The organism is Shewanella sp. UCD-KL12, from assembly GCF_001957125.1.
Lineage (GTDB): Bacteria > Pseudomonadota > Gammaproteobacteria > Enterobacterales > Shewanellaceae > Shewanella.
In genome coordinates, this window is the sequence record NZ_MPHJ01000019.1 from 12331 (window position 1) to 25474 (window position 13144).

The 13144-nt window shown below is 43.4% G+C and carries 9 protein-coding genes; 3 read left to right on the forward strand and 6 right to left on the reverse strand.

Features of this window, described 5'->3' with window-relative positions; all coding sequences use genetic code 11:
* Nucleotides 1-13: 13 nt before the first annotated feature.
* From BM736_RS21720 to BM736_RS21730, 3 genes are all read left to right on the forward strand, one after another.
* Entirely contained in the window at nt 14-3166 is a 3153-nt protein-coding gene (locus BM736_RS21720) for an efflux RND transporter permease subunit (RefSeq protein ID WP_076416307.1), read from the forward strand.
* 214 nt (nt 3167-3380) lie between these two features.
* Nucleotides 3381-3983: a TatD family nuclease-associated radical SAM protein gene (locus tag BM736_RS21725; protein ID WP_076416151.1), complete on the forward strand. Its 603-nt coding sequence runs from the start codon at nt 3381-3383 to the stop codon at nt 3981-3983.
* 86 nt (nt 3984-4069) lie between these two features.
* Nucleotides 4070-6274, forward strand: a complete 2205-nt coding sequence (locus BM736_RS21730) for a PAS domain-containing protein (protein WP_076416154.1) — start codon at nt 4070-4072, stop codon at nt 6272-6274.
* A 46-nt stretch (nt 6275-6320) separates the two neighbouring features.
* Here the strand turns inward: BM736_RS21730 and BM736_RS21735 are convergent, their stop codons facing one another.
* The 6 genes from BM736_RS21735 to BM736_RS21760 form a co-directional block, all read right to left on the reverse strand.
* Nucleotides 6321-7706, reverse strand: coding sequence for a hypothetical protein (locus tag BM736_RS21735; RefSeq protein ID WP_076416156.1), 1386 nt, complete (start codon nt 7704-7706; stop codon nt 6321-6323).
* Between the two features lie 344 nt (nt 7707-8050).
* A complete protein-coding gene (locus BM736_RS21740; RefSeq protein WP_076416159.1) occupies nt 8051-8575 on the reverse strand; it encodes a hypothetical protein in 525 nt (174 codons plus the stop codon).
* The gene (locus tag BM736_RS21745) at nt 8568-9305 is read right to left on the reverse strand and encodes a helix-turn-helix domain-containing protein (protein ID WP_076416161.1); all 738 of its coding nucleotides are present in this window, start codon (nt 9303-9305) and stop codon (nt 8568-8570) included. Before BM736_RS21745 ends, BM736_RS21740 begins: the two co-directional genes overlap by 8 nt.
* 259 nt (nt 9306-9564) lie before the next feature.
* On the reverse strand, nt 9565-10305 hold the full coding sequence (locus BM736_RS21750; RefSeq protein WP_076416164.1) for a YdiY family protein: 741 nt from the start codon (nt 10303-10305) through the stop codon (nt 9565-9567).
* A 232-nt stretch (nt 10306-10537) separates the two neighbouring features.
* On the reverse strand, nt 10538-11602 hold the full coding sequence (gene fba, locus BM736_RS21755; protein WP_076416166.1) for a class II fructose-bisphosphate aldolase: 1065 nt from the start codon (nt 11600-11602) through the stop codon (nt 10538-10540).
* 222 nt (nt 11603-11824) lie between these two features.
* Nucleotides 11825-13000: a phosphoglycerate kinase gene (locus BM736_RS21760; protein ID WP_076416169.1), complete on the reverse strand. Its 1176-nt coding sequence runs from the start codon at nt 12998-13000 to the stop codon at nt 11825-11827.
* Nucleotides 13001-13144: the final 144 nt, after the last annotated feature.

Genomic DNA, 13144 nt, shown 5'->3' on the forward strand with positions numbered 1-13144 from the left:
GCAGACACCTCCAGTGGATACACAAACAGGAATTATTGCTTGGTTTGCCCGCAACAGTGTTGCCGCAAACTTATTGATGGCATTTCTCATCTTAGGTGGATTATTCAGCAGCTACTTTTTAGTAAACAAGGAAATTTTTCCCTCTTTCGAACTCAACTACCTACAGATCTCTGTCGCCTACCCAGGTGCAGCGCCTCAGGAGATTGAGGAGGGGATCACCATTAAAATTGAGGAGTCAATCCAAGATATTAATGGTATTAAAAAGGTCACCTCCGTTGCCAGCGATGGCTTTGGTAATGTCACCATTGAGGTTGAGGACGATTATGACCCTCAAGATATTCTCGACGAGGCAAAGCTTGCCATTGATGCGATATCAACCTTTCCGGATAACATTGAAAAGCCAAATATTTTCCGTGTAAAGCCAGAAAACAATGTTATCTGGATCTCTGTTTACGGCGATCTCACACTCCATGAGATGAAAGAACTCGCTAAGTCTATTCGCGAAGACATTACCTCGCTGCCAGCGGTAACGCGCGCGCAAGTCACCGGAGTACGTGACTATGAAATTGGCATTGAGCTGTCTGAAGACAAGTTAAGAGAGTATGGCCTTAGCTTCGCGCAAGTTGCTCAAGCGGTGCAAAACTCCTCTATCGATCTTCCGGGTGGTTCAATTCGCGCTCAAGATGGCGATATATTGTTACGCACAAAAGGCCAGGCATATACAGGAGAGGACTTCGAAAGAATTGTCGTCAGCACTCGCCCTGACGGTAGCCGAATCATGCTCCCCCAAGTTGCCACCATTAAAGATGGCTTCGAAGAGCGTTTAGAGTACACCCGTTTTAACGGTAAACCTGCAGCAATTATCGAAGTCACCAGTATTGATGACCAAAATGCGTTAGATATCTCGTCGCAAGTGAAAGGTTATATTGAAGAGAGACGTGCCAGCTTACCACCAGGGGCTCAGCTCGATACCTGGGGCGATCTGACTCACTATCTAAAAGGTCGCTTGAACATGATGTTATCTAACATGTTCTATGGCGCACTTTTAGTCTTTCTAATCTTAGCCATTTTCTTAGAGTTAAAACTCGCCTTCTGGGTGATGATGGGCTTACCAGTCTGTTTCCTTGGCGCAATGTTATTGATGCCCATGGAGCCATTTTCCCTATCAATTAATTTGCTAACGCTATTTGCCTTTATTCTGGTGCTGGGGATCGTGGTCGATGACGCCATTGTCATCGGCGAAAGTGCCTATACCGAAATAGAGAAAAATGGCCATAGTCTCGACAACGTGGTTAAAGGCGCTAAAAAAGTCGCCATGCCGGCCACCTTTGGTGTACTCACGACCATTGCCGCCTTTATGCCAATGCTCATGGTATCAGGCCCTCAAGGCGTAATTTGGAAGTCTATCGGTATGATAGTTGTGCTCTGCCTAATATTCTCCTTGGTAGAGTCTAAGCTAATCCTCCCAGCTCACCTGGCTCATATGAAACCCAAGAAGCCAAAGTCTCAACTGGGACGGTTTGGCCAGATGAAGGTAAAACTGAATGATAATATTCAATACTTTATCCATCACAAGTACCGTTTCTTTCTACAACGTTGCATAAAGCAGAGATACAATGTCGTTGCGGTATTTATCGGTGTGCTCATCCTCTCTATCGCACTGGTTGTCAGCGGTAAAGTTCGCTGGGTGTTCTTCCCGGATCTTCCCTCTGACTTTATTCAGGTTAATCTTGAGATGGATGAGGGGAGCTCAGAGACTAACACCCTAAAAGTCGTCAAAGAGATTGAGGATGCCCTCTATGCCATGAACAATCAGATGATGTCTGATAATGGCTATGAGGTCGTTAAACACAGCTTTATCAATATGAGCTCTCGAACTTCAGCTTTTGTATTTGCAGAGCTAACCAAAAGTGAAGATCGCGAAGTCGATGGTGTTGCCATTGCTAGTGCTTGGCGTGATCAGCTCCCTGAACTCATCGCAGTAAAGAAGCTCAATATCAATGCCAGCACAAATGACAACGGCGGTGATATCTCCTTTAGGCTCACCGCATCTAACCTAGAACAGTTATCTCAAGCTGCTATTGAGCTTAAACAGAAGCTGAAAACCTATGAGGGTGTTTACGATATTTCAGATAACTTCTCATCGGGTAGCCATGAGATACGATTAAAGATTAAGCCTGAAGCTGAGGCGCAAGGCTTGAAGCTTTCAGATCTTGCCAGTCAGGTAAGATATGGCTTCTACGGTTATGAAGCGCAAAGGATCCTGCGTAACAAGGAGGAGGTTAAAGTGATGGTGCGCTACCCACTGGAGCAGCGCCGCACTATCGGTCATCTCGAAAATATGATGATTAGAACGCCTGAAGGTATCTCAGTGCCCTTCTCAACGGTTGCAGAAATTGAACTAGGCGACTCCTTCTCATCCATTACCCGTGTCGATGGACGCCGAGCAATTACGATTGTCGCTAACTCAGATAAAAACAAGGTAGAACCCTCTAAAGTGGTGGCCGAAATTCAAAAGGATTTCCTGCCCTACTTAGAAGGTAAATACCCTGAAATATCTACAGCACTAGATGGCGGTAGCGCAGATGAACAGAGCGCCTTAGTGAGTTTGATGCAAGGCTTTCTTTTCGCACTATTTACCATCTACGCGTTAATGGCGATTCCGCTCAAGTCGTACAGCCAACCTTTGATCATCATGTCGGTGATCCCGTTCGGCATTATTGGGGCGCTATTTGGTCACCTACTATTAGGCTTATCTCTCAATATCTTAAGCTTATGTGGCATCGTTGCTTTAGCTGGTGTCGTGGTCAATGACTCACTGATTTTAGTCGATTTTGTTAATAAGGCGCGTGCTCAAGGCCAGTCGATTACCGAAGCTGCAATTGACTCAGGTTGTTTCCGCTTTAGGGCAATCATACTGACCTCAATGACGACCTTTGTTGGTTTAATCCCGATTATTTTGGAGAAAAGTCTACAAGCGCAAATCGTTATCCCAATGGCAACGTCACTGGCGTTCGGTATTCTATTTTCCACACTAGTCACCTTAATCTTAGTGCCACTGCTTTATATCATTCTTGACGATATACGCCGCGGCTTGAGCCGCTTCTACCATTGGTGGTGGCAACCTAAGGGAGATGACCAAGCAACGCAAGGGTCAAACTCTTAATCGCCTAGTGCCACCTCGATAAATGCCATTGAATGAATCATCGTTCAATGGCATTTTGCTTTTCGCACCCTAGTTAAAAACCGTGGTTAAAAATTGTCACTACCAGCTTGCTCCCGCCCTCAGAACCTCGAACCTGTTTTACGTGATCCTTTTATCAGTCTTCAACACTTAACTCCCCTACAATGTGAATCTCAGCTCTACTTCTAAGGTTCTGATGACATCTTCAACATTAGTTTACGATATCCGTAATAGTCGCTACTTGAATATTACAGGGCGCTGCACATTAAGATGCCAATTTTGCCCGAAGCATAACGGTAGTAAGCAAGTACATGACTATCAACTTGATTTAGACCATCAGCCCACAGCCGAAGAGATCATCCCTCTACTTGGCGATATCAGCTCATTTGATGAATATGTTTTCTGTGGATATGGCGAGCCGACATTGAACTTAGCCACCTTGATATCAGTCGCTAAAGCGATTAGGCAACAAGGCGGAAAAGTGAGGGTTAATACTGATGGGCTAGGCAACCTGTTTCATCGTAGAAACATACTGCCCGAAATATCTCCTTGGGTAGACAGCCTCTCTATTTCGCTCAATGCAGACAGTGAAGATACCTATATCGAACACTGCCGACCTAAGTTAAAAAGCAGCTATGCTAACGTAAAAGCATTTATAGAACTTGCAGTGCACTGCATAGATTCAGTACAGGTATCTGCCATAGAAGGCTTAACGGGAGTCGACATAGAAGCTTGTCGCCAATGGGTCGAACAAAGTGGCGCTGAATTTAAACATAGAAAATTAGGTGTGGTTGGTTAGGCTTTAATATTTATAAGCTTATGTGTTCGCAAAATCGATTTATGCTAATATGTTTGTCCATAAAACAAACGACAATAAAAGCCTAGATGTTGACGCGAAAACTATCACCCCTTATAGCAGCCCAAGATATTCATTGGTCAAATCAACGCTTGATTGCTGTGGCCTCCCAGATCTGTATGCTGATCATCAGTGTTGTGCTCATAAGTAACGTCATTATTACCCTCGGCGAGCGTAGATTACAGGAAGACTGGGCGACTCAAAGGTACAGTGAGCTTCAAGCCGTTGGCACACTGATCGCTGATAAAGTCTCTTTTCAACAGTTCCGTACGCAGATGTTTGCCAAATCTGAACTGCTAAAACGCTATCTAGATGTACCTAGCGTTGCCAGGCAAGATAAGCTGGAAAATAACTGGGATGTCATAACCAGTAACATTCCTGAGCTGCTCGATATTGCTTTATTCGATCCACAAGGTAACTTTAAATTTGCGACCAGCGATAACTTTGGTCATGAACCTTTACCTCCATCTCTTCTCGGCGGGTCGAGAAACATGGGCGGTAATGAGATCTATACCTCACCGCTAGAGTTCAGCCCTGTAAATGGCAAATTAGAACCTTACCTTTATCAACTTGCTTGGCTGGAAAATCCAGATCAGAGTGTAAGAGGCTACTTAGTCACATATAACTCTATGTCTAAAATGCTTAAAAGCATTAAACCCGCTTATTCAAGTACCCAGTCGCCTCTCTTGATGTTAGATACTCAAGGATTGCTCTACGCAGGAGCTGAGTCTCGCCCTTCTCTGAAGCGTGTACCTGACACTATGGGAGGCAGCCTCAAACAGAGCTACCCCGCCCTATGGCGCAAAATGGCAATGAGTAACTTCGGCCAGTTTCATGGTGATAATGCCACCTTTGTTTACCTTAAAGTTGAGCTCACCACTCAATATGAAACGCGTAGAGAGTACTTTTTGGTATCCTATGTCCGCAACGATGATATTGCAGCGAACTTCTCGCAGTGGCGAACCATCTTAATTGGCTGTGCAACTATGCTCACCCTACTCGCCTCCTTGCTCATCTTGTTAAGCCATTTTTACCGCTTAGAGCAGCGCTCTAGGCAGTTCAGCATAGAGCTTTCTAACAGACTATTTCATCGTGATGTGGGGAGTATTATTGTCAATCAAAATAACCGCGTCGTATCGGCAAACGAGCTTGCAGCCAAGCAACTTTCACTGCCTAAAGATGAACTCTTAGATAGAAGTTTGCAACGTATCTTGCAGTTAGAAGATGATGAATATTCACGAATAGTTACCCAACTTCAACAAGAGCAAGAGTGGAAAGGTGAGCTGAGTTTAGAGTCTGAAACACAGGCACAGTTGATTGCTCATATCAAAGCTAAACCGGCGAAGGGCGATCAACCTGCCTACCTAGTCATTACTTTTGAAGATGTCAGCGAGTTAAAACTTGCCCAACAGGATGCCTACCTGAGTAAAGTGTTAAACGATAGCGATGTTGCTATCGCCTTGATTCAGGCTGACGGGACAATTATCCGTAGTAATCCAGCTTTTGAGCAACAACTGCTTTTGAACACTGACTGTCACAGCCTCATTGAATGCTTACCCGATGATTTAAGTAGTAAGTGGCCTCAAATATCACAGCTTATTCTGCTTCAAGGCAGCTGGGTTGGTCAGGTATTGTGCCCAAGAAGCAGTAATGAAGCGTGTTTACAAGCTAAGTTCAAGGGACATATCGATGCAGCAGGTGAAATCGATTATATCGTCTGTACATTCGAGCAAGCGACAGAAAGACATACACACGATGAATCAGGCGTGCTCATTCCGCATCGATCAACCATATTGGTAAACTTTAGAGATCTTGAAAGCTATTTCGATTCTCTGGAGCAATACAGCAAAGATCACTCAAGCTTACTCTTATTAGATATCACCTCTGAAAGTATGCTCAGCCATATGAGCGACATTGGACAACTTGAAAGCCGCCAGAAAGAGGTCGAAATTCTTCTGCTTAGGGAACTGCCTGCAAATTATCAGATGTCACATTGGCAGCTGGGGAAACTCATTTTCATCCTGCCTAATACCGATGCAGATGAAGCTCATCACTTTGCGATAAAGTCTTTAGCTAGCCTTAATGATATGGGGCTCGGTGAAGGGATCTGTATGGGGATCGCTGGCTATCAAGAGAATCAAAACCTCGAACAGTACTTAAGTAACGCCGAAGTGGCCCTTAAACGCGCTAAGCAGATAGGTGAGCAAAATATCTGCCAAGCGTTTACGAGATAAACGGTATCGAATGCTAGGCTTAGTGAATTTGGCCTAGCATTCAATATTAACTGATCTCTGTAATGCCTTCTGGCAACTCGCTTTGGCTTACTTCGATTATCGATGAGCGGTTCATGGTGATCTTATAACGCGCATACTCTACGTCATTCTTACCATCTCTTAACCCCAATATCATATTAATCTGATAACGACGCTCAACTGAGTCATTACTGATCTTACCGTCTTGCTCTTTGTAGATCTTTGCCTTACCCCGTTCAAGATATCTTGCAAAAGGGGCTAAGCTGAAGTTAACTTGCTCTTGAATCGTAGTGTAACCAGCCAGAAACTCCTTCTGAGTTACCCGAGTATGGATACCATAATGAAGCACTTCGGCATCGATCTTATTCTGTCTATGGCGCCTTTTGAGAATTTCAGCAACTTTATCTGGCAGCTCAATGGTCTTCATAAAGTCTAGCCAAACAAACTGCTTAGCAATGGGCGCTTGGCTGTTGGTATCTCTGAGGATCCGGCTCCACTTAGGCCTTCCCTTTTGAATAATTCGCCATAGTGCATTACGAATATCCTCTTTGAATATCTCGCGAAAGCCATATATCACAGCAAGCGTTAACACTAACGCAATCGTCAGGCCGCTAAACACACCCTGAGCTTTAATTATCAAGGCTGAGACCACTAACATGACCATTGCAGTCGCAAAGCCTGTCGTCATCTTTTTAAGGCCTGTACCTAAGGTTTTCATCTCCTCTTTTAATACTACACCTTGCTGTATTAAGCGCCGTAGCAGTAGCATCTTATTTGAGATTCTATTTGGATCGTCTTTGGTTTGCTGTGAGTTATAACGCTTCAGCTCTCTATGTTCATTTTCAGAACGACATAAGGCGATGACGCCATCAATGACTTCACTGTATTCACTGCTTCTAGGTGCTCTAGAAAGCAGTTTTAAAAGTCTTTGCTCACAAAACCATGAAAGGTAATTATCAGCATTTTCAAAATAGGATTTCCATTTAGGATCGCTAGGTTCGTTTCGGCGAAATTTCTTTAACAGCTGACGTACCGACTCACATAAGTCTTGAAGCGTCGTATAGAACGCTTCATGCTCCTCAATTTGGCTCAGCTCTTTACTGTCTGTCTCAATCGCGACGGCAAACTGATAAGCAAATAAGTTTAAGTAAAGACGAAATTCCTCAACGGTACGTTTCTTCTGACTTGCGAATCGGCTTTGAACCAAAGGTAAGTGAAGGCCGGTTGAGTAGTAAGAGCGCCGCCCAGTGATGGCTGAGTGATAATACTCCTCCTCATTAAGGCTTTGTGGGCCAATTCCCATCTCTTTAGGAAGAAAGAAGTAAAGATCTAAACGCCGATTATCACCAACTTTCATCTGATGAATAAACTTAATTGAGAGTGACTCTTCCTGTTTGACTCTTAATTTAGACACTTAACTCCAGGTTCCTTTAAATGCAGTAATAAGCCTTTTTACACTGAGTAGAGGTTAACATCTGCGCATTGGGCTATGAATTAGCAATTGCAAACGACTTATCCGTACTCATCATGTTGAGTTATTTAACATTATTGATATGACAAACGAGCGGTGAATGACACTGAGTACCTAATCTGAATATTACCTTGATATTCTATGATTGAAAATCATCACACAGATAAACCTAGGAGGTACTTTTAGATAAAACTGTTAAAGATTAATAAGATATTAGAGTAAAGTATAGTCTATAACTCTGCAGAGAGCTAACGCTGAAATACCAAGGGCTTTACAGGCGCCTCTTGCTAATCGAGATTGCAGATCCAGATGCCATTACCAGGATTAAACTGGACAACGGCATAACCTTTAGCACTGTCCATATCTATAATATGCATATCTAGGCTAGCAACCTTTGCTTGCTCTAAAGCCTGCTTTGCCACTTCTATGATTGACGCCATATGAGTTGGCATTGCTTTTTGGCCAAAGCTAAGTTGGAAATCCCCCTCATCAATCATCCACCTATAGGTCATTGTCGCAACATCAAGCGTGTCTAGCGCCCCTCTAAAGGTGATCTTACCAAGGAGTTTTTCTTGACGAAAAAACTGATAATTTAACGAGACTAGCTTATTTTTTGTTTTAAGTGAGAGCCGTAAATCCAAATCATCGTTGGTATCTTCCCCATATGAATTGCCTTCACACACCATGTTTATCCCATCTTCACTTAATTGATAATAGTGAAAGCCTGAGATCAATATAACCGCGGTGAATATGCAAAGCAGTATTGGCAAAGTATTGAAAGTAGAAGTTTTTACCGGTGAGTCACTAGGCACAGATGCCACTCCTTTTCAGCCAAGCCTGATCGATATAGCTTTTACGTCCATCGGCTGAAACACCTTTAACATTCTGCACTTCTGTCTTACCTTGATTATCTCTTCTCAATACTATGCTTATCACTCTCTGGTTATGGGTAAGTGACACGAACACATCATCCCAAAGTACATGCTCACAAGTCTCAATCTGCTGCATGAAGAATTTTGATAGCTCCTCGAGCTCTACAGTGGACTCCCCAGCATTAGACACAGGGTAATAAGATACAATTCCTGATGAGGTGATGATCTTATGTTCATTCACAGGTTTGATTGATTCTGACGGCTCAAAAATGGAATGAATGAAGATAATAAGCAATATAAGCTGAGCGATTAACAACCTATACTTCTGCTTGGTCATACTCGCGAAGGGGCCTGAGAGGGTTCGCCTCGCTGACTGTTTCATTCGAGTATGTAAAATAAAGCCTTGATCATCAATGGCCTCTAACAACAGCGCTGACTGCTCGCCCATAAAGAAGCGAATTCTCTTTATCGCTTCCTGTAATTTAGCTTCTGTTCTATCTTCTTGAGGGATCTGTTGCAGCAGTTGATCTTTAGATAATACCTGATCTCTAAATCGTACTAATAGTTCGAGTACAGCAAATTCCACCTTAGCCATTTTCCAGCTGGTGTCGTTCGACTGATTTGATAGTGTTGATTGATTAATATCGAACCAACAGCAACCAATTTGCATACTTATTATACTCTTACCTATCATAGCGGCCAACCATTGTATCTATTCTTAGCAAACTCGTCTGTGATCACAATAGCGCCCGTATCAGTATTATAATGAATCGTGACAGGGCGCACACAAGCATTTGATTCATGTAGAAAAAGATAGATACAACTTGAAAGGTATGTACCTAAATAGTTAATAACCTGCTGAGAAGACATTAAATTTTAGGCAAACAAAAAGCGCCATACTGGCGCTCTTTTCACAGATATTGAGCTGACTAGAAAGAGTAAAGCAAGGTCATATTGGTTTCAGTATCAGTGCTCTTCTTATCATCGAGTGGCGCACTGTTATAACGAACGATTACCGCAAATTTCATCGCTAATGCACCAATGATGTTTGCCGTGATAGAGGTTTCAGAACGTCCCTCTAATGAATCGCCGTAATCGGCAACAAACATCTGTTTAAACTTTGAACTGTCAGTGATCTCAGTTTCAAAATTAGCCACGCCATGAACTACCCAGCTATCTTCAGTATCGTAGCCTGCAGTCTCAGCACTTTCATTATCTAGACGCTTATACTGATAACCAGGACCAATTTCGACATTAAACAAAGTCTTGCCAGTATCGACAAATTTATGACCGTAACCAGAAGAAACTGTCGATTTTGAGTCAAAGCCGGTGAACGGGTCTATCTCATGATTAGCATTGAAAAACATATAGCTAACGTCATTGAATTTATAATCAGCCTGAATTAGGCCGTAATAACGTTTCCCTGTAACTTCACCGGTATCTTCTTTATATAAAGCTTCTAAAAGATATTGGTTTTCCCAATTACCTAGTTCATGCTTCATATCAAGACGACCTTTGATAGATGTCGTCTCAGTATTACCTGTCGTCAGTGTTGCACCTAGCTCGGCATCACCACCAAAGATCTTATCGCCTTCAACAAAGTCTGCACCGGCTTGAGCAGCAAAAGGTGCCACCATTAAAATAGCAGAGGCTATCAGCATTTTTTTCATTTTTTACTACTCCGAAAGATCATATCCCTTAAAATCGGCGCAATATTAACACTGTGAAAACAGAATTGAAAACCTTGATACAGATTAAAATCATCTGTTAAATACACTAAAAACGGCTAACACAGCCATATATTCTAAATCCAGTAGATAAACCTACAGTGATAGTCAGAAAGCATCAGAAACAAAAATGCCCGCAATCAGCGGGCATTTTTAACAAGCACATTAGCGTCTATTAGTTAACTTGAGGATCAAGCTCACCAGACTGATAGGCTTTATACATAGCCTGTAATGACTTAGGCTTAATCTTAGAGCCCATACCTGCACAACCAAAAGCTTCATAACGGGTAGTACAGATATCAGCCATAGCTTCCATTGACGCTTTAAGGAATTTACGTGGATCAAATTCACTTGGGTTTTCAGCTAAGAACTTACGTACTGCACCCGTTGATGCAAGGCGTAGATCTGTATCGATGTTAACCTTACGTACACCGTGCTTAATACCTTCAACGATCTCCTCTAAAGGAACACCATAAGTCTCTGGCATTTCACCGCCGTACTCGTTTATCACTTTTAGCCACTCTTGCGGCACAGATGATGAACCATGCATCACTAAGTGAGTGTTTGGAATACGCGCATGGATCTCTTTAATACGATCAATACGTAGAACATCACCGGTAGGCTTACGGCTAAACTTGTAAGCACCGTGGCTTGTACCGATAGCGATAGCTAACGCATCGACATGGGTATCAGAAACAAAACGCGCCGCTTCTTCTGGTGTTGTTAGCATCTGATCCATAGTCAGGATACCCGCAGCACCAATACCATCCTCTTCACCAGCTTCACCCGTTTCTAAGCTACCTAAACAGCCGATTTCACCTTCTACAGACACACCACACGCGTGAGCGAAAGCGACTGTCTTACGTGTAACATCCACGTTGTAATCATATGATGCTGGCGTTTTACCGTCAGCCATCAAAGAACCATCCATCATTACCGAAGACATACCAAGCTGAATAGAACGCTGGCAGATATCTGGATCGGTACCATGATCTTGATGGATACATACAGGGATATCTGGGTACTGCTCAAGAGCAGCAGCCATTAGATATTTAAGGAACTGAGGACGAGCATACTTACGTGCACCAGCAGATGCCTGCACAATCACAGGGCTATCTGTTGCTTCAGCAGCTTGCATAATTGCACGCATCTGCTCAAGGTTATTCACGTTAAAAGCTGGAACGCCGTAGTCATGTTCTGCTGCATGATCAAGCATTTGTCGTAGGGAAATTAAAGCCATTTTTTACTCCAACAATAGGGGGAGAAGCTAACTGATTAAGTCAACAAATCCACCGAGGTCACTATCTTATGGACTGATTTTTATATGTTGAGACTCAGTTTTAAGCTAAGTCTCAACACGGTTTCTTTTTAAATTTTTGGAACACTTTTTAGCAGCCGTTACTATTTTTTTTATTAACAGCGGTTGTTTACCGCTATTACTGTTAACGACTACTCTAATGCTTTACTTGCCGCGAGATTCAAGCATTGCGACTGCAGGTAGCTCTTTACCTTCTAGGAACTCAAGGAATGCACCGCCACCGGTTGAGATGTATGAAACCTTGTCCGCTATCCCGTATTTATCTACTGCAGCTAAAGTGTCACCACCGCCAGCAATAGAGAACGCCTTAGACTCGGCAATAGCTGCTGCGATACGCTTAGTGCCTTCACCAAACTGATCGAACTCGAAAACACCGACTGGACCATTCCAAACAATGGTGCCCGCATTTTTCAAGATTTCAGCCAAAGCTTCACTACTATCAGGACCGATATCGAAGATCATATCGTCGCTAATCACTGCGCTCACAGCTTTAAGTGTTGCGGCAGCCGTTGGGCTAAACTCACTCGCAACAACCACATCAGTCGGCACTGGGATATCGCCACCACGGCTTTGCGCATTGGCAACCAAACGCTTAGCTTCGTCGATAAGGTCTGCTTCATAAAGAGACTTACCCACTTCATGGCCAGCCGCTGCAATAAAGGTATTCGCAATACCGCCGCCAACAACCAGTTGATCGACAATACCCGATAAGCTTTCTAATACAGTAAGCTTAGTCGAAACTTTCGAGCCACCTACGATAGCAACCAATGGACGTGCAGGATTATCCATCGCCTTACCGAGGGCTTCTAACTCACCCGCAAGTAAAGGACCTGCACAAGCAATTGGTGCATGCAAGCCGACACCATGGGTAGACGCTTGATCACGGTGAGCAGTACCGAAGGCATCCATTACATACACATCACAAAGCGCAGCGAGTTTCTTAGCTAGCGCTTCATCGTTTTTCTTCTCACCAACATTAAAGCGAACATTTTCAAACACGACCACTTCACCGACATTAGCTTCGACACCATCAAGGTAGTCTTTAGCTAAGCGCACTGGGCAATCGAGCGCTTTGGTCAAGTAGTCAACAACTGGCTGCAGAGAAAACTCTGGGTTATATTCGCCCTCTGTTGGACGACCAAGGTGAGACATCACCATTACCGCAGCCCCTTTCTCAAGCGCAAGCTTGATAGTAGGCAGTGCAGCACGAAGACGTGCATCGCTCGTCACAACACCTTCACTCACAGGTACGTTTAGATCTTCACGAATAAGTACACGCTTACTCTGTAGATCCAACGCTGACATATTAATAATCGCCATTTTCGTTTCCTTTAAAGTTAAAAATAAAAATTACAAAATCAAAACTTGTCAGTCTGACCGCTGGGACAAAACACCAAGCGGGCAAAATAAATTTTTGTACGGCCAAGACGCCAGCCTGTGGCCTATCGCTCCGCGGGCGGCTAT

What these genes read in the sequence shown, in the direction of transcription:
- BM736_RS21725 (WP_076416151.1), top strand. Translation starts at nt 3,381, where the DNA reads ATGACATCTTCAACATTAGTTTACGATATCCGTAATAGTCGCTACTTG.
- BM736_RS21730 (WP_076416154.1), top strand. Translation starts at nt 4,070, where the DNA reads ATGTTGACGCGAAAACTATCACCCCTTATAGCAGCCCAAGATATTCAT.
- BM736_RS21745 (WP_076416161.1), bottom strand. Translation starts at nt 9,305, where the DNA reads ATGCAAATTGGTTGCTGTTGGTTCGATATTAATCAATCAACACTATCA.
- BM736_RS21750 (WP_076416164.1), bottom strand. Translation starts at nt 10,305, where the DNA reads ATGAAAAAAATGCTGATAGCCTCTGCTATTTTAATGGTGGCACCTTTT.
- fba (WP_076416166.1), bottom strand. Translation starts at nt 11,602, where the DNA reads ATGGCTTTAATTTCCCTACGACAAATGCTTGATCATGCAGCAGAACAT.
- BM736_RS21760 (WP_076416169.1), bottom strand. Translation starts at nt 13,000, where the DNA reads ATGGCGATTATTAATATGTCAGCGTTGGATCTACAGAGTAAGCGTGTA.